The sequence below is a fragment of the Leucobacter iarius genome (assembly GCF_039530105.1).
Classification (GTDB): Bacteria; Actinomycetota; Actinomycetes; order Actinomycetales; family Microbacteriaceae; genus Leucobacter; species Leucobacter iarius.
The window spans coordinates 161729-186300 of the sequence record NZ_BAAAOB010000003.1 but is presented as its reverse complement, the minus strand read 5'-3'; the positions used below and the strand labels follow the sequence as shown (position 1 = coordinate 186300).

Annotated in this window: 22 protein-coding genes; 5 read left to right on the top strand and 17 right to left on the bottom strand. The window is 71.0% G+C overall.

Annotation, left to right across the window (positions count from 1 at the left end; all coding sequences use genetic code 11):
- Positions 1-49: 49 nt before the first annotated feature.
- Positions 50-301, bottom strand: a complete 252-nt coding sequence (locus ABD169_RS12490; protein ID WP_344032673.1) for a hypothetical protein — start codon at positions 299-301, stop codon at positions 50-52.
- 4 nt (positions 302-305) lie between these two features.
- Between ABD169_RS12490 and ABD169_RS12485 the strand changes: the two genes are divergently transcribed.
- Positions 306-581: a DM13 domain-containing protein gene (locus ABD169_RS12485; RefSeq protein ID WP_344032671.1), complete on the top strand. Its 276-nt coding sequence runs from the start codon at positions 306-308 to the stop codon at positions 579-581.
- The gene (locus ABD169_RS12480; protein WP_344032669.1) at positions 578-1096 is read left to right on the top strand and encodes a hypothetical protein; all 519 of its coding nucleotides are present in this window, start codon (positions 578-580) and stop codon (positions 1094-1096) included. The genes ABD169_RS12485 and ABD169_RS12480 overlap by 4 nt, the downstream gene beginning before the upstream one ends.
- Before the next feature lie 52 nt (positions 1097-1148).
- Here the strand turns inward: ABD169_RS12480 and ABD169_RS12475 are convergent, their stop codons facing one another.
- From ABD169_RS12475 to metG, 9 genes are all read right to left on the bottom strand, one after another.
- The gene (locus ABD169_RS12475) at positions 1149-1580 is read right to left on the bottom strand and encodes a DoxX family protein (RefSeq protein WP_046454270.1); all 432 of its coding nucleotides are present in this window, start codon (positions 1578-1580) and stop codon (positions 1149-1151) included.
- Between the two features lie 219 nt (positions 1581-1799).
- Positions 1800-1994 carry a hypothetical protein gene (locus ABD169_RS12470; protein ID WP_046454271.1) on the bottom strand — a complete coding sequence of 65 codons (195 nt, stop codon included), beginning with the start codon at positions 1992-1994 and terminating at the stop codon, positions 1800-1802.
- Entirely contained in the window at positions 1991-2710 is a 720-nt protein-coding gene (locus ABD169_RS12465; RefSeq protein WP_344032666.1) for a DsbA family oxidoreductase, read from the bottom strand. Before ABD169_RS12465 ends, ABD169_RS12470 begins: the two co-directional genes overlap by 4 nt.
- A 163-nt stretch (positions 2711-2873) precedes the next feature.
- Entirely contained in the window at positions 2874-3584 is a 711-nt protein-coding gene (locus ABD169_RS12460; protein WP_344032663.1) for a DsbA family oxidoreductase, read from the bottom strand.
- 39 nt (positions 3585-3623) lie between these two features.
- On the bottom strand, positions 3624-5027 hold the full coding sequence (locus ABD169_RS12455; protein ID WP_344032661.1) for a hypothetical protein: 1404 nt from the start codon (positions 5025-5027) through the stop codon (positions 3624-3626).
- A 38-nt stretch (positions 5028-5065) separates the two neighbouring features.
- Positions 5066-5995, bottom strand: coding sequence for a 4-(cytidine 5'-diphospho)-2-C-methyl-D-erythritol kinase (locus ABD169_RS12450; protein ID WP_046454282.1), 930 nt, complete (start codon positions 5993-5995; stop codon positions 5066-5068).
- A 9-nt stretch (positions 5996-6004) separates the two neighbouring features.
- Complete coding sequence (gene rsmA, locus ABD169_RS12445) at positions 6005-6916, bottom strand: 16S rRNA (adenine(1518)-N(6)/adenine(1519)-N(6))-dimethyltransferase RsmA (RefSeq protein ID WP_344032659.1); 912 nt, start codon at positions 6914-6916, stop codon at positions 6005-6007.
- Positions 6913-7869: a TatD family hydrolase gene (locus ABD169_RS12440; protein WP_344032657.1), complete on the bottom strand. Its 957-nt coding sequence runs from the start codon at positions 7867-7869 to the stop codon at positions 6913-6915. Before ABD169_RS12440 ends, rsmA begins: the two co-directional genes overlap by 4 nt.
- A gap of 7 nt (positions 7870-7876) precedes the next feature.
- Positions 7877-9457: a methionine--tRNA ligase gene (metG, locus tag ABD169_RS12435; protein ID WP_344032655.1), complete on the bottom strand. Its 1581-nt coding sequence runs from the start codon at positions 9455-9457 to the stop codon at positions 7877-7879.
- Between the two features lie 69 nt (positions 9458-9526).
- Between metG and ABD169_RS12430 the strand changes: the two genes are divergently transcribed.
- Both ABD169_RS12430 and ABD169_RS12425 read left to right on the top strand, forming a co-directional pair.
- Positions 9527-10831, top strand: a complete 1305-nt coding sequence (locus ABD169_RS12430) for a flavin monoamine oxidase family protein (protein ID WP_344032653.1) — start codon at positions 9527-9529, stop codon at positions 10829-10831.
- A gap of 66 nt (positions 10832-10897) precedes the next feature.
- Positions 10898-12418, top strand: a complete 1521-nt coding sequence (locus tag ABD169_RS12425; RefSeq protein WP_084820915.1) for an APC family permease — start codon at positions 10898-10900, stop codon at positions 12416-12418.
- Positions 12419-12426: 8 nt separating this feature from the next.
- Here ABD169_RS12425 and ABD169_RS12420 read toward each other — a convergent pair whose 3' ends face one another.
- The 6 genes from ABD169_RS12420 to ABD169_RS12395 all read right to left on the bottom strand — a co-directional run bounded on the left by ABD169_RS12420 (position 12427) and on the right by ABD169_RS12395 (position 19773).
- Positions 12427-13308, bottom strand: coding sequence for a MurR/RpiR family transcriptional regulator (locus tag ABD169_RS12420; protein WP_344032651.1), 882 nt, complete (start codon positions 13306-13308; stop codon positions 12427-12429).
- A gap of 14 nt (positions 13309-13322) precedes the next feature.
- Positions 13323-14255 (bottom strand): N-acetylmuramic acid 6-phosphate etherase, encoded by a 933-nt coding sequence (gene murQ / locus ABD169_RS12415; protein WP_344032649.1) that lies wholly within the window; start codon positions 14253-14255, stop codon positions 13323-13325.
- Complete coding sequence (locus ABD169_RS12410; protein ID WP_344032647.1) at positions 14248-16683, bottom strand: glycoside hydrolase family 3 N-terminal domain-containing protein; 2436 nt, start codon at positions 16681-16683, stop codon at positions 14248-14250. Before ABD169_RS12410 ends, murQ begins: the two co-directional genes overlap by 8 nt.
- Entirely contained in the window at positions 16680-17507 is an 828-nt protein-coding gene (locus tag ABD169_RS12405) for a carbohydrate ABC transporter permease (protein ID WP_344032645.1), read from the bottom strand. Before ABD169_RS12405 ends, ABD169_RS12410 begins: the two co-directional genes overlap by 4 nt.
- Positions 17504-18397: a carbohydrate ABC transporter permease gene (locus tag ABD169_RS12400; protein ID WP_344032897.1), complete on the bottom strand. Its 894-nt coding sequence runs from the start codon at positions 18395-18397 to the stop codon at positions 17504-17506. The genes ABD169_RS12405 and ABD169_RS12400 overlap by 4 nt, the downstream gene beginning before the upstream one ends.
- Before the next feature lie 95 nt (positions 18398-18492).
- Positions 18493-19773, bottom strand: coding sequence for a sugar ABC transporter substrate-binding protein (locus ABD169_RS12395; protein WP_344032643.1), 1281 nt, complete (start codon positions 19771-19773; stop codon positions 18493-18495).
- 146 nt (positions 19774-19919) lie between these two features.
- Between ABD169_RS12395 and ABD169_RS12390 the strand changes: the two genes are divergently transcribed.
- Entirely contained in the window at positions 19920-22709 is a 2790-nt protein-coding gene (locus ABD169_RS12390; protein WP_344032641.1) for an FAD-binding and (Fe-S)-binding domain-containing protein, read from the top strand.
- Between the two features lie 23 nt (positions 22710-22732).
- On the opposite strand, the gene ABD169_RS12385 is transcribed toward ABD169_RS12390, so the two are convergent.
- Entirely contained in the window at positions 22733-24508 is a 1776-nt protein-coding gene (locus ABD169_RS12385; RefSeq protein ID WP_344032639.1) for a glycoside hydrolase family 10-like protein, read from the bottom strand.
- Positions 24509-24572 lie beyond the last annotated feature (64 nt).

The window sequence follows — 24572 nt, the reverse complement described above, 5'->3', positions numbered from 1 at the left end:
CGGCTCCTTACGGCTCCGAAACATCCGGCCCCGCGAGCGGATCCGCTGCCTAGCGTCGGAGGCGTCCGTCGGCACCGGCGGACTCGTCGAACAGATGGGAGCGCATCATGCGCAGGATCGTCACCGCCTCACTCACCGTCCTCTCTGCCGCGGCACTCGCCGTGTCGCTGAGCGCCTGCAGCAGCGGGGCGAAGGACTCCATGTCGTCCGGCGACGCGAAACCGAGCACGAGCTCCAGCCAGTCGACCACGCCGAGCACCTCGAGCGATTCCGCGATGATGCGGAAGTCCGGCTCGTTCACCGGCTTGAACGGCAAGCATGTCGCCGGCACGGTGGAGGTCACCGGCACCGAGCTCGTCCTCAGCGGATTCTCCTCCGACGAGGGGCCCGACCTGCACGTCTATCTGACCGACGGCACCGACGAGGCAGCGGTCGAAGCCGGTATGCGGATCGACGCCGTCAAGTTCGACTCGGCCGCGCAGAAGTTCACCCTCTCGGGCGTCGACCTGTCCCAGTACACCGACGTCGTGATCCACTGCGACAAGGCGAAGGCCGTGTTCGGGGCGGCGAAGCTCGCATGATCGAGGCCGCCGTCGCACGGAGGCCGACCGTGTTCGCGTCCGCCGTCCGGGCGGCGGCGGTCGCCGTCTCGGGCGCCCTCGCCGTGCTCTGGGCGATCGAGGGCGTCGTCAAGGTGCGCGCCGGGTTCGGCGCGTCCGACATCCTCCTCGTCGCCGATGGTGCGGAGCGCAACACCCGGGTGCCGGAGTGGTTCGCCCCGATCGGGGCGCTGATGCGCGGGATCCCCGCGGTGTTCGGGATCGGGATCCCGATGCTCGAACTGCTGCTGGGCGCCGTGTTCGCGGTGCTCGCGGTCGGCGGACTCCTCGGTCTGCTGCGCGTTCGAGGCGTCGCGCCCCGTTCGCCGCGCCGGGTCACGGCCGTCGCAGCCCTGGTCTCGGGCGGCACGCTCGCGCTGTACTGGACCTCGGATCAGCTGATCGCCCAGTACCCCGTGATGCTCGTGCTCTCGCTGCTGCTGCTCGCGGTCGAGACGCTGACGCCCGCGGCGGTCGTCGCGACCGCCGAGGGCTGATCCCGGCCGGCGTTCGAGGCCCCTCCTTCGAACGCCGGCCGGGATCCTCGGCTCAGGCGAAGACCGCGGCCTTGCCGCGCAGCACCGCCGGGTCGAGAGCGAATCGGCCGGCCCCGGTGAGCGCGAGCGCGAGCGCCGCGGCTCCCAGCACCGCGACGAACTCGTAGCCGCCTGCGCCGACCCAGAGGCCGGCGGACAGGTGCACGAGCACCAGCGCACCGAGCATGTCGAGCGCCAGCAGCAGCGCGACCGGCCGGGTGAGCAGGCCGAGGATCAGCAGCACGCCGCCGATCAGTTCGAGGAATGCGATGAGCGGCGCGATGAGCGCCGGGAGCGGAGCCCCCATGCCGGCGAACGCGTCGACGGTTCCGGGGATGGTGTATTCGAAGATCTTCTGCGCGCCGTGGGCGGCGAATACGCCGCCGGCGACGATGCGCAGTACGAGAAGTCCGGCGTCTGCGGTGGGGCGTTTGGTGTTCGTCATGAGAGGAGTGGTTCCTTCGTGGCAGGACACCGCGGTGGCCGCGGCGCGGGACGTTCGCCCCGTACCGAAAACGCTAGGAACCGGACCTTGGGATGCACTGAACAGCGTTCGAAGAAGTCGTGTTATGACGCGCGTGCCCGTCCCATAGGCGCCGTTTGGCGGGTACGCCGGATCAGCGGACGGCGCTGCCGCCCGCTGATCGGAGATCGGTGCCCGGGGTCAGACCGAGCAGCAGGACCCGCCGCAGCAGGACCCGCCCGCCGCCGCGTCGTCGCCGAGCAGGTTCAGGATCTCGCGCGATTCGGCATCGGCGAATCCGGCGGCGCCGAAGCCGCTCTCGAACGCCGCGTCCGCCGCGATCACGGCCGAGGCCGCCTCGTCGCTCAGCGCCGTCTCCTTGGTGGTGTCGCTCATCGCGCCTCCCCTTCGTTCGTCGAACCGTCGGAACCGTTCTCGCCCGCACCGTCGCCGCTGCGGCCCAACTGCAGGACCTGCCCCAGCACATCGGTGAAGACCTCGGCGCCCTGCGCACCGGGAACCGCGTACTTCTGGTCGAACAGGAAGAAGGGTACTCCGGTCACGCCCAGCATGCGAGCGCGGGTGATGTCGCTGTCGACGGCGTCGCCGTAGGCGGGATCGTCGAGCGCCGCCCGCGCCTCGGCGCGGTCCAGCCCGGCCTCGGCGGCGAGGTCGGCGAGGCGCTCGGGATCCGAGAGATCGAGCCCCTCCGAGAAGTAGGCGCGGAAAAGGCGTTCGAGCACGTCGGACTGCACGCCGCGATCCTTCGCGAGGTGCAGGATCCGGTGCGCGCGACGCGTGTTCACGTGCTGCAGGCGGTCGAAGTCGAAGGTCAGCCCCTCGCTCGCCGCCAGCTTGGTCATCTCGCCGAGCATCTCCTCGACCCGCGGCATCGGCATGCCCTTGTGCTTCGCGAGGAAGTCGTACTCGCTGCCCGAGAAGTCCTCGGGGGTGTCGGGGGCGAGCTCGTAGCTGTGGTGCTCCACGTCGACCCGCACTCCCGGGTTCGCCTCGGCGAAGGCCTCGAGCCCTCGGGCGAAACGGTGCTTGCCGAGGAAGCACCACGGACAGGCGATATCGGACCAGACGTCGACGCGGATCGTTTCATTCACGACGGGTACAGCACGCCCCGGCGCTCCTCTATTCCCGCTTGCTCCCGTTTATTCCCGCCGATCCGCGGCCCGACCGCCCGGCTGCACGCTCGAGGTTGCAGTTGTGCATTAAATGACGGCCTATTCCATGCACAACTGCAACCTCGACGGGCGCGCGCAGCGCTCAGGGCCCCGGCGCGATCTTCGCGAGCACCGTCTCGAGGGCGAGCCGGAATTCGGGCTCCCCCGTCGCTCCCGGGATCGCGAACCGCGCGTTCAGCAGGTAATAGGGCGTGCCCTGGATCCCGAGCATTCCGGCCCGACGCTGCTCGAGGTCGATCACGGCGTCCCATTCGGGATCCTCCGCAGCCGCGCGGGCATCGGCCGCGTCGAGCCCGGCCTCCGCGGCGAGCGCCCCGAGCGTATCGGGGTCCGCGAGGTCCCGATGCTCGGCGAAGTAGCCGACGAAGAGGCGGTCGAGCACCTCCTCGCCGATGCCGCGAGCGGCGCCGAGCTGGAACACCCGGTGCGCCCTGCGGGTGTTGACGAGGGGCAGCCCGTCGAAACGCATCTCGATCCCGGCTTCGGCCGCGAACCGTTCGAGCTCGGGCAGCATGCGCGCCGAGTGGTCGTCGGGCACGCCCTCGTACTGGCGCAGGTAGTCGCCCTCGGTCCCGGAGTAGCGGTCGGCGATCCCGGGCGCGAGCTCGAAGCTGCGGTGCCGGACGGTGACGGGCACGCCGGGGTGATCCGCACGGAAACCCGCGACCGCGCGTTCGAAGCGACGCTTGCCGATGAAGCACCAGGGGCACCGGGTGTCGAACCACACGTCCGCTGTGATCCCCGGTGCCGCTCCGGCGGAGCGGGGATCCGAATCGAGCGGCGACGCGGTCATGCCGGGTGCAACGCCGCCGGGATCCCGGGCATTCCCCGGCTACTCCGCTGCGGGGGCGGCACCGAGTGACGGAGCCGCGTTCCAGCGAGAGAGGAAGTCCTTCGCCTGGGACCGGTACGCCTCGTCGACGTCGCTCATCGCGATGCTCTCCGCCGCGGTGACGCACAGCGTGCGCACCGCAGGGTCCTCGCCTTTCACGCAGACCCAGTCCCCCGGCTGCGCGAAGGACTTGAGCACCGGAGCGAGCGCGGCGCGTTCGATCGGTCCCGCGCCCTCTGCGAGCATCACGTCGATGCGCTCCCGCGCGGCATCGGCTCCCGCGACCGATCCCGTGGCCAGCAGCCGGTCGACGCCGGTCGCGCGCGGCGCGAGATCGGTCGGCGCGGCGAAGACCCCGATCGGAGATCCGGAGCCGCCGGATCCGAGGTCGCTGCCGTCGATCATCAGCGCGAGCGTTCGGAAGCCGGAGGCCTCCGGCACCGCGAGGAGCGCGGTCGCGACGGGGGCGAGTGCGGTCCCCGATTTCAGGTGGAGCTGGAGCACCGCATCGTCGGTCCAGACGAAGTCGATGACCTTCCGCGTCTCGGCGGGCAGCTTCGCGAGCGTCGCGCGGGCGGCGTCCCCGCTCGCCCCGTCTCGGAGCTGCAGGGATCGGCTCTCGACGGTGACCGTCATCGATCGGTCTCCGAGCACCGCCTCCGCGGCCGCACGAGCCGGGGCCACGTCCGCTTCCTCGGCCACCTGCAGGTTCAGGGACTCGGGAGTCGCCTGCAGCACGGTGACGCGCGCCCGCAGGCCGACCATCGCCCACACCCGCTGGGCGTCGGCGACCCAGGTGCCGCCCTGGTCGCCTTCGAGCGATACGCCGTCCACCGAGGAGATCTCGAGTTCGACCGGAGGCTCGCTCACCCGCTCCCGGAGCGGGTCGGGAGCCTCCGCGGCGAGCGCGAAGGCGCGCTCGGCGGTCGCAGCACGCGCGGTGAGCTTCGATCCGTCCCCGGACCGCACCTCGATCTCCGCAGACACGATCCCCGTATCGGCCCGCAGCTCGTTCGCCGCGGCGACGAACCGTGCGTTCCGCGCGCGGTCCGGGAGCACGCGCAGCGTCACGGTGTCGGCCGCGACCTTCAGGCTCACGCTCGCGCCGTCGCGCTTCTCGCTCTCGAACGCGCCGATGCGGTCCACGAGCGCCGAGAGGTCGTCGTCACTCAGGCCGGGCTTGGCGGTGACGGTGCCGTCGACGGACCCGATCCAGGGCAGGGTGTTCAGGCTGGTGAGGTCGACCGACTCCACCGCGGGATCGCTCCGGAACTCGCGCTCGGTCGCCTGTCTGCCCGCGGTTCCGGCGTCCACCGAGCCGCAGCCGGTCAGTGCGACCGCGGCGAGGACCGCGGCCGCGGACGCGAGGATCCGCCGCGCCCGGGTTCCGGTGGTGGATCGCATGCTGGGCCTCGTCTCGTACCGGTCCGGTGCCGGACCGCTCAGTCGATCCGGCGCGCGCCGGGCACGGGGCCGGTCGCGGTGAGGGTTCGGACTCCGGCTCGCGCGAGGACCGCCTGGAGCTCGGCCGATGCGACCGCGTCGGAGACGAGGAACGCGACGGTCGGTCCCGATCCCGAGACGATGCCGGCGAGCGCGCCGCGCGACTCCCCCAGTTCGAGCAGCTCGGAGAGCTCGGGAGCCAGCCGGAACGCGGCGGCCTGCAGGTCGTTGTGCATCGCGTCGGCGAGCGACCCGGCGTCGCCGGATCGCACGGCCTGCAGCACGGCGGTGTCGACGCGCACCTGCTCGGGCGTCGGCACGATGTCGGCCGAGTGCTCGTCGCGGTGCTGGTCGAGGGTCCGGTAGACGAGCGGGGTCGAGAGCCCGCCGTCGGACAGCGCGAGCACCCAGTGGAAGGATCCCTTGGCGAGGGCCGCGCTGAGCTCGTCGCCCCGGCCGGTGCCGACCGCGGTGCCGCCCTCGAGCGCGAACGGCACGTCGGCGCCGAGCGACGCCGCGAGCGGCAGCAGTCCGGCTCGGCCGAGGCCGGTCCCCCAGAGTTCGTCGCAGGCGAGCAGCGTGGCCGCCGCATCGGCGGATCCGCCGCCCATGCCGCCCGCGATCGGCACGCGCTTGTGCACGGTCAGGGCAACGCCCCGGCCCGCCCCCGTGCGCTCGGCGAGCAGCTTCGCCGCACGGATCGCGAGGTTGGAGTCGTCGGTACGCAGCGTGCTGGTGTCGATGGGGCCGGTGAACCGCACCGAGAAGTCGTCAGCGGGCGTCGCGGTGACCTCTTCGTAGAGCGAAACCGCCTGGTAGAGCGACGCGACGTCGTGGTAGCCGTCGTCCTGCAGCGCACCGACGCGGAAGAAGACGTTGATCTTGCCAGGCGCCCGGACCGTTACCGTCTGCGTCTGCCTCGTCCCCATGTGATTACGCTAGCGCACCTCGGATGCGGCATGCACTCGGGCGATGCGGTGGAAGTCATCGATCGACACCTGCTCGGCCCGGGCCATCGGATCGACGCCCGCGGCTTCGAGCACTTCGACCGCGCGCTCGAGCGGACCGAGCACCGGCTGCATCGACTGGCGCAGCATCTTGCGGCGCTGCGCGAAGGCCGAGTTGATGAGCGAGAAGGTCAGCACGCGTTCCGGCTCGGAGCCGCGCGATTCGTCGGAGCGGACGTACGACACGAGCACGGAGTCGACGTTCGGCACGGGCCAGAAGATCCGGCGGCTCACGGTGCCCGCGATCCCCCACTCGCCGTACCAGGCGGCCTTCGCGCTCGGTGCGCCGTACTCCTTCGACCCCGGTCCGGCCGCGATGCGGTAGCCGACCTCGGCCTGCACCATCACGAGCCCAGCCCGCAGCGACGGCATGAGCTCGAGGAACTGCATGAGGATCGGCACCGACACGTTGTAGGGCAGGTTGGCGACGAGCACCTCGGGCGCCGCCGGCAGTTCGGCGATGTGCTCCGCCGTGAGCTCGAGCGCGTCGCTGCGGATCACCCGGAACCGCGGCGCATCGGGGTCGGCGAAGACCCCGGGCTGCATCGCGCGGACCGTGCTCGGCAGCTCGGCCGCGAGCCGGTGGTCGATCTCGACCGCGGTCACGTCGGCGCCGGCCTCGGTGATGCCGAGGGTGAGCGAGCCGAGGCCGGGCCCGACCTCGATGACCCGGTCGCCGGGTTCGACCCCCGCGAGGCGCACGATCTTGCGCACCGTGTTGGGGTCGATCACGAAGTTCTGGCCGAGCTTCTTGGTCGGCGAGACACCGAGCCGCTCGGCGAGCTCGCGCACCTCGATGGGGCCGAGGAGCGCCGGTGCGGTGGGTGCTGCGTCGTCGCTCATCGGGTCTCCGGTTCCATCTGCCACGAGCCGTAGACCCGCTCGGTGTTCTCGACCAGCAGGGCGCAGACCTCGTCGAGCGGCTGTTCCAGGGTCTCGGCCATTCGTCGCACGGTGTGCGGCAGCAGGTACGGTGCGTTGGGGCGTCCGCGGAACGGCTCGGGGGTGAGGAACGGCGCGTCCGTCTCGACCAGGATCCGACTCGACGGGGCGACGCGCATCGCCTCGCGCAGCGCGGGCGCGTTCTTGAACGTCGATGTGCCGGCGAACGACAGGTACCAGCCGTGCTCGGCGCAGATCTTCGCCAGTTCGACGTCGCCCGAGAAGCAGTGGAACACCGTGCGCTCCGGTGCGCCGACGCGGAGCAGCGTCGCCACGACGTCGTCATGGGCGTCGCGGTCGTGGATCTGCAGCGCGATCCCGTTCGCCTTGGCGATGTCGATGTGCGCCTCGAACGACTCGAGCTGCGCTTCGCGCCCGTCCTCCCCCGTGCGGAAGAAATCGAGTCCGGTCTCGCCGACGGCCCGCACGCGCGGCTGCGCGGCGAGGCGGGAGATCTCGGAGAGGTGCTCGCACAGCAGTCCGCGCTCGGCGAGGCGGGGCGCCTCGTTCGGGTGCAGCGCGACGGCGGCGAGCACGCGCGGATCGGCCGCCGCCATCTGGGCGCTCCAGCGACTCGTCTCGAGGTCGGTGCCGACCTGCACGACGCCGCGCACGCCGACGGCCTCGGCCCGGGCGAGCGACTCGGCGGGATCCAGCTGCTCGAAGCCGTCCTCGAACTCGAGGTGGGTGTGGTTGTCGTAGACCGAGATCGGCAGCGGTTCCGGGCTCGCCGGTCGCTGCAGGTCGCGCTTCTGCGCGCTCGGAAGGGAGCCGTCGGTGGAGCGCTTGCGCAGGCCGCCAGCAGGCGGCTGCGGCGCTGCCGCGTCGGGCTCCGCTGAGGAGTGGTCGCTCATGCGGCGCCTACTTCCCGTCGGTCTCGATGCGCGGGAACAGCACGTCGAGCTTCTGCTGCGGGGTCCCCGCGGGCAGACGGCCCCAGCTGCCGGCCTCGCGGATCGGCTGCGCGCTCAGCGCGCCCAGGGCCTCGTCGGCGCCGAGCGCGGTCCACAGCTTCGCCGTCGCGACCGGGACGACCGGAGCGAGCAGCTGCGCGAGGGCGCGCAGGCCCTCCGTCGCGGTCGCGAGCACGGTCGCGAGGCGGTCGCGCTGCGCCGGATCCTTCGCGAGTGCCCAGGGCTCCTGCTCGGTGATGTAGCCGTTGAGCGCGTCGACGAGCTCCCAGATCGCGGCGATCGCCTCGTGCACGGCGAACGCGCCGATCCGCTCGTCGGCGCGGGACGCGACCGACGCCGCGAGCTCGCGGATCGCGGCGTCGGCCGCGGTCTCGTCGGCGGCCTGCGGCATGACGCCCTCGAAGTACTTCGCGTTCATCGCGAGCACGCGGCTCGCGAGGTTGCCGAAGCCGTTGGCGAGCTCGGCCTGGTAGCGCGCGGCCAGATCCTCCCAGCTGAAGGAGCCGTCCTGGCCGAACGAGATCGCGCGCATGAAGTAGTAGCGGAACGCGTCGGAGCCGAAGGTGTCGGTGATCTCGTTCGGCGCGATGCCGGTGAGCTTCGACTTCGACATCTTCTCGCCGCCGACCAGCAGCCAGCCGTGCGCGAACACGTGATCGGGCACCTCGAGCCCGGCCGCCATGAGCATGGCCGGCCAGATGACGGCGTGGAAGCGCAGGATGTCCTTGCCCACGAGGTGGTTCGCGGGCCAGCGGCGCTGGAACTGCTCGTCGTCCTCGCCGTAGCCGATGGCCGTGACGTAGTTGAGCAGCGCGTCGAACCAGACGTAGGTGACATGCGAGGAATCCCACGGGATCGGGATGCCCCAGTCGAAGGAGGTCCGCGAGATCGAGAGATCCTCGAGCCCCTGCTGCACGAAGGCGATGACCTCGTTGCGCGCGCTCGCGGGCTGCACGAAGTCGGGGCGCTCCTCGTAGAGCGCCAGCAGGCGGTCCTGGAACGCGCTCATCTTGAAGAAGTAGTTCTTCTCCTGCAGCAGCTCGAGCGGCTTCGAGTGGATCGCGCAGACCTTCTGGCCCTCGAACTCGCCGGTGCCGTCGACGATCTCGCTCTTCGGCTTGAACTCCTCGCAGCCGACGCAGTACAGCGCCTCGAACTCGCCCGCGTAGATGTGGTCCTCGTCGTACAGCTTCTGCAGGAACTTCGCGACGCCCGCCTCGTGGCGCGCGTCGGTCGTACGGATGAAGTCGTCGTTCGAGATGTCGATGAGATCGAGCAGCGGCTTCCACGAGGACTCGACCAGGCGGTCGGCCCATTCCTTGGGAGCGACGCCGTTGGCGGTCGCGGTGCGCAGGATCTTCTGGCCGTGCTCGTCGGTGCCGGTGAGGAACCACGTGTCGTCGCCCGCCTGGCGGTGCCAGCGGGCGAGCACGTCGGCGGCGACCTCGGTGTACGCGTGCCCGATGTGCGGGGCGTCGTTGACGTAGAAGATCGGCGTCGTGATGAAGAACGGGGAGGGCTTGGCCATGATCTCCATCCTAAGAGATCGGACCGCCCCCAATCCGCAGTGTTACCGAGGCGGACTAGGCTCACGGGCATGAGCACCCACCTCGACACCATCGTCATCGGCGCAGGCATCTCAGGACTCTCGGCGGCCGCGGAGCTGCGGCGGGCGGGGCGGAGCGTCGTCGTGCTCGAAGCACGCGATCGCATCGGCGGCCGGGTGCACACGGAGCGCGAGGACGGGCGCGTCACCGATCTCGGCGCGTCGTGGATCCACGGGATCGACGGCAGCGAGGTCTACGCCGAGACCGAAGCGGCCGGCATGCCGACCGTCGAGTTCACGATGGGCAGCTACCAGGCCGGCGGCCGCCCCGTGGCGTACTACGGCCCCGACGGCGCGCGCCTGAGCGATGCGGACGCCGACGCCTTCATCGCCGACGTCGCGGAGTTCGACCGCGCGCTCGGCGGCGTCATCGCCGCCGCGGCCCCGGCCACCTCCTACGCGACGGCCGTCGACGCGGCGCTCGGGTCCCTGGGCTGGGACGCGGATCGTGCGGCCCGGGTGCGCGAGTACCTGCACCACCGCAGCGAGGAGCAGTACGGCGCGGACGCGGTCGATCTCGACGCGCACGGCCTCGACGACGACGCGGTCGACGGCGACGAGGTCGTGTTCCCCCGCGGCTACGACGAGCTCGCGACCCACCTGGCGCAGGGGCTCGACGTGCGCCTGGAGCGCCCGGTCGCGCGCGTCGACTGGAGCGCGGACGGCGTCGTGGTCACGACCGTCGACGGCGCGGAGTTCGCGGCGGCCACGGCCGTCCTCACCGTCCCGGTCGGCGTGCTGCGCTCCGGCGAGCTCCGGATCGAGCCGCCGCTGCCCGCGGTGAACGCCGACGCGCTCGCCGGGCTCACCATGAACGCGTTCGAGAAGGTGTTCCTGCGCTTCGACCGGAAGTTCTGGGACGACGGCGTCTACGCCGTGCGTCGTCAGGGCCCGGCCGGCGCCTGGTGGCACTCCTGGTACGACCTCACCGCGCTGCACGGCACGCCGACGCTGCTCACCTTCGCGGCCGGGTCCTGCGCGCGCGAGATCCGCGGCTGGAGCGACGAGCGCATCACCGGTTCCGTGCTCGCCTCCCTGCGCGAGATCTTTGGCGACGCGGTCCCCGAACCGCAGCACGCCCGGATCACCCGGTGGCAGGACGATCCCTACTCCCACGGGTCGTACGCGTACATGACGGTCGGTTCGACGCCCGAGGATCACGAGCGCCTGGCCGAGCCGATCGGCGGCGTGCTGCACATCGCCGGCGAGACCACCTGGCAAGAGGATCCGGCGACAGTCACCGCGGCGATGGCCTCGGGACGGCGCGCCGCCGAACGGATCCTCCAAGCGGGGTAAGCGAGGCCCCTCCGGCTGTGTAGACTTCCGGGGTTTGCGTTCGAAGGCGAAAGAAACGATAAGCACATGGCGAAGACGACATTGAGCAACGCGACCGACACGGGGCACATCCACGTCGGCAAGGGCCTCAACGAAGGCACCCTCGGCGTGGTCGGCTCCACGATCATCGGTCTGTCCTCGACCGCTCCCCTCTACTCCCTCGCCGCGACCCTCGGCTACGTCATCGTCGCCGTCGGCGCCCAGGCTCCGCTCGTCTTCGTCGTGGCCTGCATCCCGATGGTCTTCGCGGCGTTCGCCTACCAGGAGCTGAACCGCGAAGCGCCCGACTGCGGCACGACCTTCGTCTGGGGCGCCAAGGCGTTCGGACCGAAGACCGGCTGGATCGGCGGTTGGGCGGTGGCCGTGGCGGGCGTCATGGTCATGGCGAACGTCGGCGAGATCACCGGCAGGTACTTCTGGTACCTGATCGGCAACGAGGAATTCGCGAACAACCAGACGATCGTCGTGATCACCTCGGTCGTGTTCATCGCGCTCATGGTCGGCATCAGCATGCTCGGCGTGCAGATCGGCGACCGCATGCAGATGGTGCTCATGGTCGTGCAGATGGGTGCGCTGCTGCTCTTCGGCGTCCTCGCGCTCGTCAACGCGTTGAACGGCAGCAACCCCGATTCCATCGGTTTCGACTGGAACTGGTTCAACCCGGCGGAGCTCACCGACTGGCACGGGTTCATGCAGGCCGTGCTGCTCGCGCTCTTCATCTACTGGGGTTGGGACACCTGCCTGGCGCTCAACGAGGAGACGAAGAACCCGCGCAAGACCCCCGGCCGCGCGGCGATCTCGAGCATCGTCGTCCTCATCTTCGTCTACGTCGGCGTCTCGATCGCGGTCATGATGTTCGCGGGCTTCGGCGACACCGGTTTCGGCCTCACCAACGAGTCCAACCTCGACGACGTCTTCACCGTGCTCCGCGACGTGCTGTTCGGGCCGTGGGGCTGGTTCCTGATCCTCGCCGTGATGGTGTCGGCCGCGTCGTCGACGCAGACGACGATCCTGCCGACCGCGCGCGGCACCCTCTCGATGGCCGTCTACCGCGCGCTGCCCGCGAAGTTCGCGGAGGTACACCCGAAGCTCAAGACCCCGTGGTTCTCGACGCTCATGATGGGCATCGCCTCGATCGTCTACTACGTCGTCATGTCGATCGTGTCGACGGACATGCTCGCCGACTCGCTCAGCTCGATGGGCCTCGCGATCGCGCTCTACTACGCGATCACCTCGTTCGCCTGCGTCTGGTACTTCCGCAGCACTCTGAAGGAGAGCGCCCGCAACCTCTGGATGCGCGGCATCTTCCCCCTGCTCGGCGGCCTCATGCTCGCCTACGCGCTGGTGCAGTCGGCCATCGACATGTGGGACGTCGACTACGGCTACACCGTGCTGTTCGGCGTCGGCGGCGCCTTCGTGATCGGCGTCGGCTCGATCGTGCTCGGCTTCATCCTCATGGGGCTGTGGGCGCTGCGTCCCGGCTCGAAGCCGTACTTCCGCGGCGAGAGCCTCAACCGCGACACCCCGATCCTCGTCCCCGACGAGTAGGCCGCGGGTCAGGCGTCCAGCCGCCGCCCTCGGGTGCCGCGCTTCACCGCGACGTAGGTGCGCTCGAGGGCTCCGGCCATGCGCTCGGGCATGCCCTGCACCACGCTCACGAAGAGCACGTCGCCGACGGTCAGCTGGGCGATGCGGCTCGACATGGCCCCCGAGCGGTAGCGGCTCTCGCGCGCGTGGGTGACCAGCACGCAGTCGGCGGCTTCGGCGAGCTCGGATGCGGGGTAGTTCGTGATCGCGACGGTGACCGCGCCGGCCTGGCGCGCGGCGAGGATCACGTTCAGCGTCTCGAGCGTCTCGCCGGTGTGCGACACCACGACCGCGACGTCGCCCGGGCCGAGCAGCGCGGCCGAGGTCAGCGCCAGGTGCGGGTCCGCGCTGAAGAACGCGGCCAGCCCCACTCGGGTCAGCTTCTGCTGCAGGTCCTGCGCGGTGAGCGAGCTCGCCCCGACCCCGTAGAGGTCGACGCGCGCAGCTCCGCGGATCGCCGTCGCCGCGCGCGACAGCGCCGCGAAGTCCAGGCCCTTCGTCGTCTGCTCGATCGCCAGCGTCTCCTGGTAGGCGATCTTCGAGGCGATGTTCTCGACCGAGTCGGCGAAGTCGATGTCGCCCGTCGTGAGATCGAAACGGTCGCGCGCCGCCTGCTCGCGGCTCGTCGCCGCGGCGAGGGCCAGCCGGAACTCCCGGTACCCGCTGAAGCCCACCGATTGGCAGAATCGGGCGATGGTCGCCTGAGACGAGCTGCAGAGTTCGGCGAGGCCGGTGATCGTCAGATCCACCACGCGTTCGGGATCCTCGAGAATCCGCTCGGCGACCCGCCGTTCCGCGGCGCTCAGTCTGGGGATCGCGCTCCGCACCTCCCCGAGCACATCGTCTCTCACGCGCCGTCCCTTCCTCATCGCCCCGCGGCGGCCGCGGCCAGCGCCGCCCGGAGATCACCGGAGTGATCCTCGAGCAACCGTGCCGCTTCCGGGAGCGAGCACGACGCCTCGTGCATCAAGATAGCCGCTTTCACCCAGCCGTCCGCGGCTCGGAGTACTCGTGTTGCGTCCGCCGCGCTCGCGCCGGTCGCCGCCATCACCGTCCGTTCGGACCGCGCACGGAGCTTCTCGTTCGTGGCGCGCAGGTCCACCATGAGCGCGCCGTACACCTTGCCGAGCTGGATCATGGAGAGCGTGCTCAGCGCGTTCAGCACCAGCTTCTGCGCGGTTCCGGCGTTCAGACGGGTCGAGCCCGAGACGAGTTCGGGTCCGACGACCGCCTCGATCGCGATGTCGCTCGCCGCGCCGATCGCGGATCCGGGGTTGTTCGCGACCGCGATGGTCAGCGCTCCCCGGTCGGCCGCCGTCTCGAGCGCCGCGAGCACGTAGGGGGTGCGACCGGACGCCGAGACGCCGACGAGCACGTCGCCCGCGGAGACGCCGTGCTCGACGACAGCGGTGACGCCCGCCTCGCGGTCGTCCTCTGCGTTCTCGATCGCCGAGCGGATCGCGGGTTCGCCGCCGGCGATGATCCCGCTGACGAGTTCCGGTGCGACGCCGAAGGTCGGCGGCAGTTCGCTCGCATCGAGCACGCCCATGCGCCCCGCGGTGCCGGCGCCGATGTAGAACATCCGGCCGCCGTCGCGCAGCCGCGCCACGATGCCGTCGACGGCCGCGGCGATCTCGTCCGAGCACGCCGCGACGGCCGCGGGCACCTCGGCGTTCGCCCGGTTCATCGCGCCGACGAGCTCGGCCGTCGACATCGTGTCGAGGTCACCGTAGGCGCCGACCGCCTCGGTCTGCATGCCCGAGAGGACCTCTCGGAGCTGTGCGAGCGGGTCAGCCATGTCGCCGCACCTTCCTTTCGTAAGCCAGGTCCGTGCGCATCGCGATGAGCGCGATGCCGTCGAGAGCGGTGCCCGCGGCCGGGACCGGGCGGCTGCCCACCGCTTCGATCGCCCGTGCGAGCCGGAACTCCACGAGCGGGTGCTCGGTGATGCCGCCGACGGCGCTGGTCTCGACCGCGGCGCCCGCCCGTGCCAGCTCGGCCAGGTGGGCGATGCCCTCCGCGAGGATCGCGTCCGCGACCGCGTCGCCGTGCTCGGCGGCGCGCAGCACCTCGGGCGCGAAGCCGCCGAGCCGCGCGGCCGGGGCCTCCCCCGCGGCGAGCCAGGCCGGGAGCCCGTCGAGCGGGCCGCCGATCATCGACTCGGCGATCCCGCGCAGCATCGTGCACGGACCGCGCCCGTCGAAGTCGCGCAGCGCGGCTTCGAGGCCGCGCCGGCCGAGCCACTGCCCGGATCCGGCGTCGCCCAGCCACGGGCCCCACCCGTCGATCCGGCGGAGCTCGCCGCCCGGGTCGAGCACGATTCCGCAGGCGCCCGTGCCCGCGATGATCACGGTGCCCGGCCGCCCGGCGAACGCGCCGGCGTGGGCGGCGTAGGCGTCGGAGATCACCGCGGCGGAGCCGCCGAAGCGCTCGCCGAGGAGCCGCGCGAGGCGCTGCGCGGCCTCGGGCGCGGACTCGGCTCCCGCGGCGCCGACGCCGATCGCGGCCGGCACTGGGTCGGCGTCTTCGTACACCGGGAGCGTCGGGAGGGATGCGACCGCGGCCGTGATCGCGGCGAACGCCCGTTCGACGCCGTCGGTCTCGCCGAGCCCGGGAGCACCGGTGCCCCGCGCCTCGGCAAGGACCCGAGCGCCCCGCCGGAGCTGCACGCGGCAGCTCGTCTTGCCCAGGTCGACCGCGAGAAACGTCCGTTCGCCGGCGGCCGTGCCCGGTTCCGCCTGCTCCGGGTCGAGCCGCGCGGCGAGCGCCCGGGCGACGGCGCGATTGCTGCCGCGGGTGCGGATCACCGGAGCCGGGATATCTCCCGGAGTGCCTGCGTCGAGCACGATCGCGTCCGCCCGGATCGCACGGACGTCCGCGATGAAGCGCCGCTGCGCGTCCGCCGAGGGCAGCGCGTCGCACAGCACGAGCACGGGACCGGGGTGGGCACCGATCCGCGCGAGATCGGCTTCGGAGGGGCCGTCCGCCGGATCGATCGGCAGCCGCTCGGCCCCGAGCTCGACGGAGAACGGTTCGTTGCGCGCGGCGATCGCGCCGTGCGCGGCTCGACGGATATCGAGCAGCAGTCGCGGCTCCCCCGGGCCGGAGGACGGGATCCCCTCGCTCTCGATCGCGCGGTCGGCGATGGCGATGAGTTCGCGATCGTCGAGCGGAGCGATCCCTGCGTCGCGCTCGGCCCGGGCGACCCGGTCGGCCTCGCGCCTCGCCCGGGCGATGCGCTCACCGGCCTCTTCCAGGCGCTCGACCGGCAGCGCGCCGCTGCGCAGCGCCTCCACGATGGCGTCGCGGGTGCTCGTGAAGTCGTGCTCGTCGTCCCCGGCCGATCGGCGGTAGACGGGAGCCGGATTGCCGAGGCAGAGCAGGTCCGCGCCGGCGGCGAGCGAAGCCACGGCGCCCGGTCCGACGCCCATGGTCTGCGAGATGGCCGCCATGTCGAGCGCGTCGCTCACGATCAGGCCGGTGAACCCGAGTTCGCGCAGCCGGCCCAGCACCGCCGGGTTGACCGTCGCGGGCGCCTCGCCGAACTCGGGGAAGATCACGTGAGCGGTCATCACCGCGTCAACGCCGGCCTCGATCGCCGCCAGGAAGGGCGGCAGGTGGATCGCGTCCATCCGTTCGCGCCCCAGCTGCACCCGCGGTGCATCGACGTGCGAATCGGCAATGGTGTCGCCGTGGCCCGGGAAGTGCTTGACGCAGCTCAGCACCCCGCCGGCGCGGAGCCCCTCGACGGCCGCCGCGGTGTGCCGGGAGACCGCCTCGGGATCGGAGCCGAAGGATCGCACCCCGATCACAGGGTTCCGCGGATTCGAGTTCACGTCCGCGACCGGGCCGAGCACCATCGTCGCCCCGCTGCGGCGCACGCGGTCACCGAGAGCGGTGGCGACCGAGCGGGTGAGTCCGGGGTCGCCGATGCGGCCGAGCTGAGCGGCGCCGGGGAACGACGAGCCGGTGGCGGCCTCGAGCCGGGTGACGTTGCCGCCCTCCTCGTCGATGCCGAGCAGCAGCGCGTCGCCGCCGGTGCGGATCGAGGCCGCGAGCCGCGAGGTCCCGTCTGGGTCCTCGGGATCGACGTTGTGCCCGAAGAGGACCGCGCCGGGCAGCCCGTCGTCGAGTCCGCGACGCAGCCAGTCGGGGGCGCGGGTGCCCAGGAAGCCGGGCCACAGCACCCCGCTCGCGAGACGCTGCAGGGTCGGATCGGCGCTCATCCCTTGACCGCCCCCGCGACGAGTCCTTCGGAGAGGCGCCGCTGCACCAGGACGAAGAAGATCATGACGGGGATCGTGATCACGGTGGACGCCGCCATGACCGCGCCCCAGTCGTTCGAGTGCTCGCCGAAGAACTGCTTCAGACCGATCGCGACCGTATAGTTCTGGGTGTTGCCGCCGAGCAGCGTCATCGCGAAGATGAACTCGTTCCAGGCGGTGATGAAGGAGAAGATGCTCGTGGCGACCAGACCGGGCATGACGAGCGGGAACATCACCGAGCGGAACATCCGCCACCAGGAGGCGCCGTCGAGATAGGCGGCCTCCTCGAGCTCGACCGGTACCGCGGCGACGAACCCGCGCAGCATCCAGATGCCGAACGGCAGGGAGATCGCGAGGTAGACCACCACGAGGCCGCTCAGCTGCCCGAGCAGGCCGATGTCGCGCACCTGCACGAAGAGCGGGATCACCAGGACCTCGAGCGGCACCATCTGCACCGCGAGGATCAGGAAGAGCACCGCCGTGCGGAACTTGAATCGGAACCGGGCCACCGCGATGGAGGCGAACAGCGAGAGCGCCCCCGAGGCGAGCACCACGATCACGGCGACGAGCAGCGAGTTCATGAGGAACACCCCGAACCGGCCCTGCTCGAAGATCATGACGAAGTTGTCGAGCGTGAACTCCCGCGGCACGAGCGACTGCCCGCCGCTGGAGGCGCGCTTGTCGACGGCGCTCATGAGCATCCAGTAGACGGGGAAGAGCGTGAACACGGCGAGCAGCGTGCCGAGCACGCCGCGCAGCACGGATCCGCGCAGCTTGCGGCTCATGCGTTCTTCTCCTCTGTGAGGATCGTGCGGACGTAGACGACGGTGATCACCATGAGGAACAGGGTGAGCAGCACCGCGATCGCCGCGCCGAAGCCGTAGCGGTTCTGGCCGAAGGACTCGACGTAGGACCACACGCCCATGTTCAGCACCTGCCGGTTCGAGCCGGCTCCGCCCGGCATCAGGTACACCTGCGCGAAGATCTTGAAGTCCCAGATGGTCGACAGGATGATGACGATCGCGAACACCTGGCGCAGCGAGGGGACGATGACGCTGAAGAAGCGGCGGATCGGGCCCGCGCCGTCCATCTCGGCGGCCTCGAGCATCTCCTTCGGGACGCCGAGCAGCCCCGCGAGCACGGTGACCGCGACGAAGGGGAACCCGTGGTGGATCACGTTCAGCAGGGCGATCGCGTAGAAGGTGACCGGGTTCGTGAACCAGTTGACGGGCTCCTCCATGAGCCCGAGCCCCATCAGCGTGCGGTTCACGATGCCGCCGTCGGCGTCGAAGATCCACACCCAGACGTAGGTGCCCGTGACCGCCGGCATCGCCCAGGCGACCATGATGACGGTGCCGAGCACACCGCGCCAGAATCCACCGAGGCTGCGGAGCAGCAGCGCCACGAACGTGCCGAAGACGACCGTCCCCACTACCGAAGCCGCGGCGAAGAGCACCGTGTTCGGGAGGGCCGCGGTCCAGAGGGTCGGGTCGCCCAGGATCTCGACGTAGTTGTCGAGCCCGATGTAGTTGGACTTGCCGCTCACGATCTCGCGCAGACCGTAGTCTTGCAGCGAGAACAGCACCACGCGGATGAGGGGCCAGAGCAGCAGGCCCGCGAGCAGCAGCAGCGCCGGGGCGAGCAGCAGCCAGGGGCGGAATCGCGACGCGAACATCGCGTTGCCGGGGGTGCCGATGGTTCCCACCCGCTCGGTGCGGGCGGGAACCGTCGGTCGTGTCGTCTGAGTCATGGTTCCTGAACGGTTCGGGACTACTTCTGGTTGAGCAGCTTCTGCATCTCGTCAGCGGCAGTGGTGCTGGCCTTCTCGACCGACTGCTGGCCCGAGAGGATCGACTGGATCATCGCGTTCGTGGTCTGCTTCGCCTGCACCGCTCCGAACTTCGGCGAGACGGGCAGCGCCGAGCCGCCCTCGACGAACTGCTTGGCGAACGGCGCGACGAGCGGATCCGTCGACTTCATGGTCTCTTCGACCAGCGACTTCTGGCCCGGGAAGTACCCGGACTGCGAGGCCCACTCCTTCGCGAACTTGCCCGTGGTCATGAGCTTCACGAACTCCCAGGCGAGCTCGGGCTTCTTGCTCGTGTTGAAGATGCTCAGGTGCGATCCGCCGAGCACGGACGGGCTGATGCCGCCGTCCTTGCCGGGGATCGTCGTCGCCGCGATCTTGCCCTTCAGGTCGGGAGCCTTCTCGATCATCGTCGCCGGGGTCCAGGATCCCTGGATCGCCATCGCGACCTTGCCCTGCACGAAGTTGTCGAGGACGTCGGTCTCCTTCCAGGTGGTGGCACCCGGCGAGGAGAACTGGTGCTGGGTCGCGAGACCCGTGTAGAACGAGAGGCCCTCGCGCGACTTCTCGCTGTCGAGTCCCGAGGTCCACTTGCCGTTCTTCTCGGTCGCGACCTCGCCGCCCGCGCCCCACACCCAGGGGTAGGCCGACATCTCGGCGTTGCCGGGAACCGCGAACGGGATCATGTCGGGCTTTGCCGCCTTGATCTTCTCGCCGGCGGCGACGATCTCGTCCCAGTTCTTCGGGGCCTCGATGCCCAGCTCGGAGAACACGTCGGCTCGGTAGACGAGCCCGCGCACCCCCGCATACCAGGGCATGCCGTAGAGCTCGCCGTCGTAGCTGCCCGACTTCTCGAGCCCCTCGACCAGGTCCTTCTCGAGACCGCTCTTCTCGACGTAGGAGGAGATCGGCAGGAGGCCGCCGGCGTCGGCGAACTCCGCGGTCCAGGTGTTGCCCGTCTCGGCGACGTCGGGGGTCGTGCCGCCCGCGATCGACGTGACGAAGCGGTCGTGGGCATCGGCCCACTGCACGAAGTCGATCTTGAGCTTCGCGCCCGTCTCCTTCTCGAACTCGGACTTCACGTCCGAGAAGAACGCGTCGGAATCGGGGTTCGTCCCCTCCATGATCCAGACGTTCAGCGTTTCGCCCTTCCCCGAGGCGCCATCGGTCTGACCCGATGCGCACGCGGACAGCAGCAGAGCGCCGGCGACCACCGCGGCGCCGGCCAGAACACGCTTTTTCATGGACACTCCTCCAGGGTTCGGATGCGGGGCTGCACTGCCCCGCAGCATTCCGGAAACAGTCTCCAGCATTTCCGACACTTCTGCAAATAATTTCCAGAACGGCTACGCTGGCCGGTATCCAGCCCCGTCCGACGAAGCAGGGAAGCATGCCAGCGCCAGACCCCCAGACCGCGATCGTCTCCCCCGAGATCTCCGAGCGCGCCGCCGACCGGCGGGTCCGAGCACACGATGCCTCCCACTACCTCCTCGTCCCGCAGGCCGTCGCGGAGCCCCGCGACGCGGACGAGGTCGCCGCGCTCTTCGTCGCCGCGCGGGAGCGCGGGACGACCGTCACATTCCGCTCCGGCGGCACGAGCCTGTCGGGCCAGGGCGTCTCCGACGGACTGCTCGTCGACACCCGCAAGCACTTCCGCCGGACGACCGTGGAGGACGAGGGGCGGACGGTGCGCGCCGAGCCCGGGGCCACGGTCCGCCAGGTCAACGCGCGGCTCGCGCGGAGCGGACGCAAGCTCGGCCCGGACCCCGCGAGCGAGATCGCATGCACGGTCGGCGGCGTCGTCGCCAACAACTCGAGCGGCATGGCCTGCGGCATCGTCGATAACGCCTACCGCACGATCGAATCGCTGTCGCTCGTCCTGCCGAGCGGCACGCGGGTCGACACCGAGGACCCCCGCGCGACGGAGCTCCTGGCCGAACGCGAGCCCGGGCTCCTGCCCGGCCTCAGCGCGCTCCGCGAGCGCGTGCTCGCGTCGTCAGCCGCGACCGCGCGGATCCGCCAGCAGTTCTCGATGAAGAACACCATGGGGTACGGCGTCAACGCACTCCTGGACTTCGAGGATCCCTTGGCGATCCTCGAACACCTCATCATCGGCAGCGAGGGGACGCTCGCGTTCGTCGCCGAAGCCCGGTTCCGCACGATCCCCGTGCGCCCGCACGCCGCGACCGCCCTGCTCGTGCTCCCCTCGCTCAGCGCGGCGACCGCGGCGCTCCCGGCCCTCGTCGCCACGGGCGCGGCCACGATCGAGCTGCTCGACGCGACCTCGCTCCGAGTCGCGCAGCGCTCCCCAGAGGCACCCCGGCAGATCGCCGCGCTCGACGTCGAGGCGCACACGGCCCTGCTCGTCGAGTTCCAGGCCGACACCGCGGAGGCCCTGGGCAGCGCGCTGGTCGCGGCCGAGCCCGTGCTCGCCGAGCTCCCGCTCACGACGCCCGCCGCGTTCACCCGCGACGGCGCGGAGCGCTCGGCCCTGTGGCAGGTCCGCAAGGGCCTCTACACCGCCGTCGCGGGCGCCCGACCCGCCGGGACGACCGGGCTGCTGGAGGACATCGTGGTCCCGGTCGAGCGGCTGCTGGACACCTGCGAGCGCCTGATCGCGCTCTTCGCGGCGCACGGCTACGACGACGCGGTGATCTTCGGGCACGCGAAGGACGGCAACCTGCACTTCATGATCAGCGAGGACTTCGAGGATCCCGCGCAGCTGGCCCGCTACGCGCGGTTCACCGACGACCTCGTCGAGCTGGTGCTCGCGCAGGGCGGATCCCTCAAGGCCGAGCACGGCACGGGTCGCATCATGGCTCCGTTCGTGAGGCGCCAGTACGGCGACGAGCTGTACGGGATCATGCGCGAGCTCAAGGCGCTGTTCGACCCGGACGGGATCCTGAATCCGGGGGTCCTGCTCTCCGACGACCCGGAGTCGTACCTGCGCCACCTCAAGCGCACGCCGAGCGTGCACGAGGCCGTCGACCGCTGCGTCGAGTGCGGCTACTGCGAGCCGGGCTGCCCGAGCCGCGACCTGACCCTCACGCCGCGCCAGCGGATCGTGCTCGAGCGCGAGATCGCGGAGGCGGAAGCGCTCGGCGATCCCGGGCTCGCAGCGGAGCTCGCCGCCGACCGCCGGTACCGCAGCGAGCAGAGCTGCGCGGTCGACGGCATGTGCGCGGTCGCCTGCCCGCTGAGCATCAACACGGGCGACCTCGTCCGGGATCTGCGCTCGCGGCGATCCGGGACGCTGGCGAACGGCGCCTGGGACCTCGCCGCACGGGCGTGGGCGCCCGCGACCCGCGCCGGTGGTGCAGCGCTCTCGGTCGCCGCCGCGCTGCCCGAGGCGCTGCCCCGAGGACTCACCCGGGCCGCCCGTGCGGTGCTCGGCAGCGAGGCCGTGCCCGAGTACGACGGCGCGCTGCCCCGGGGCGGCGCGCGTCGCCTCGCCTCGGGCGGCGATCCGAGCACCGCCGCGGCCCTGTTCTTCCCGGCGTGCATCGGCACCATGTTCGGTCCGGAGAACGGCGGCATCGGCGCGACCGAGGCGCTGCTCCGCCTCGCGGAGCGCGCCGGTGTCGAACTGATCGTCCCGCAGGGCATCGACGGCCTGTGCTGCGGGACTCCGTGGCACTCGAAGGGCATGGAGGCCGGCTACGAGCGGATGTCGGAGCGCGTACTCGGCACCCTGCGCACCGCGGCCCCGCTGCTCCCCATCGTGAGCGATGCGAGCGCCTGCTCCGAGGGGCTGCGCACCCTGATCGCCGAGGCGGGTGACCCCGCCGAGCTCCGCGTGATCGACTCGACCCGGTTCGCGGTGCGCCACCTGCTGCCCCGCCTGACCGTGACCAGCAGGGTCGGCCGCGTAGCCGTGCACCGCACCTGCTCGACGACCCACCTGGGCGCGAACGACGACCTGGACGCGCTGGTCTCGGCCGTGGCCGACGAGACGATCGTGCCCGTCGACTGGGGATGCTGCGCCTTCGCCGGCGATCGCGGACTGCTGCACCCCGAGCTCACCGCCAGCGCGACCGCGCGCGAGGCCGCCGAGGTGATCGCGGCCGACGCCGACTGGCACGTGTCTGCGAACCGCACCTGCGAGATCGGCATGACGCGCGCGACCGGCGCGCCCTATCGGCACGTGCTCGAGCTGCTCGAGTTCGCGACCCGTCCCTGAGGCCGGGCCGCGAACCCATCCCGTCAGCGGGCCGCGACCCGCGAACGCCGGCGCCGCAGCGAGATGAGGAGCAGCGCAGCCCCGGCTCCCAGCCCGAGCGCGGCGAGCGCTCCTCCGAGCGCCGGATCCGGTGCCCCCGTGCTCGCCAGCGCTCCGGTGCCGCGCCCGTCCGGGTGCCCGGCCTCGACCGAACCCGCGCCCGCGGTGCCGCCCGCGCTCCCCGAGTTCGCGCCCCCGGGTGCGGACGGCGTCGCCGTCGGCCGAGCGGTCGGGCTCGGACTCGGCGTGGGGCTCGGACTCGGCGTCGGAGTGGCCCGTTCAGCCTGGGCCGGCGTGGGCACCCGGTCCGCGTAGAAACCGCCGAACACGCGCTCGATGAAGCCGTTCTTGGCCTGCGCGGCGGCGAGCACCGCACCGTCGAGCCCGGTGATGCTGCTCGGGATCAGATCGTTGTAGCCGTAGTAGACGTCACCGCTCACGTTCGGGAGGGTCTGGTTGAACAGCACCTGGTTCGGGATCTCGTCGGGGTTGGTCCAGGAGGGGTCGCTCGGCCCGTTCTGCACGTGCTTGTAGTTCGCGTGCCCGATGTAGAGCCGGACGTCGGTGCCCGCGACCACGCCGTCCCACCAGCGGGCCAGCTCACCGTAGGGAGCTGCCGCCTGGTCGAAGCTCCAGTAGAGCTGCGGCACGATGTAGTCGACGAGCTCCTCCTTCACCCAGCGGTAGGTGTCCGCGAACACGGCCTTCGAATAGGTCGAGGACGAGGACGCCGGAGTGTCCGATCCGCGCGGGTCGACGGATCGGTGCTCCCAGATGCCGAACGGGCTGACGCCGAACTCGATCCGGGTCCCCCGCTCGGCGTTCACCGCTTCGATCCCATCATGGATGCCGCGGATCAGCGCGGTCACATTGTCGCGCCGCCACTGCGCGATCCCGTCCGCGGTATCGGCGTACCCCGCGGAGAGCCCGTGGGCTTCGAAGGTCGCGCGATCCTCTCCGGCATCGCCGAACGTCGTCGCGGTGCGGTAGGGGTAGAAGTAGTCGTCGAGGTGCACACCGTCGACGTCGTAGCGTTCCGCCACCTCGAGCACGCTCGCGACGACGTGCTCGCGCACCTCCGGCAGACCCGGATCCAGCAGCAGCATGCCGTTGAACAGCAGCACCCGTTCCGGGTGCGCGACGGCGTAGTTGTCGGCCGACAGCAGCCCCTTCTCGGCGTACCGTGCGACCGCCTGTGCGGCGGTGAGGCTCCGGGCCTCGTCCGCGGTGAGGTCGAGCGCGGCCAGCACGGAGGCGGTGGTGATCGGCGTCGCGGTGACCCGGAACGGGTTGAACCAGGCGTGGTACTCCATGTTCCGGGCGTGGGTCTGCTCGATCATCCAGGCGAGCGGATCGTAGCCCGGATCCTGGCCCTGCGCCGGTGCGAGGTACTGCGACCAGGGGTTGAGCGCGGAGGGATACCAGGCGTCGCCCGCGGGTCGCACCTGGAAGATCATCGCGTTGAGCTTCAGCGCGTCGAAGCGGTCGAGGATCCCGCTGTACTGGCGTTGGAAGTCGCTCCGATCCTGCGGTTTCGCCACGCTGATCTGGTTCACGGTCGGCACCCAGGCGGCCCGGAACTCGCTCCGCGGGGTCTCGTACATGTCGGGGATCATGACCTGCTCGGTCGACGCGGAGGTGTAGTGCACCGGCTGGGCGGGGTCGTAGCCGTAGTCGGAGCCCTGTCGGACCCACTTGACGAGGCCGGTCGTCGAGCGGACGTCGTCGGCCGCGGCGGCGGCGCTGCCGCCCAGGAGCATGAGTACCGCCAGCGCCAGTGCTGGGGAAAATTTCCGGGATCGAGTCGTGATCAGAAACTAACAC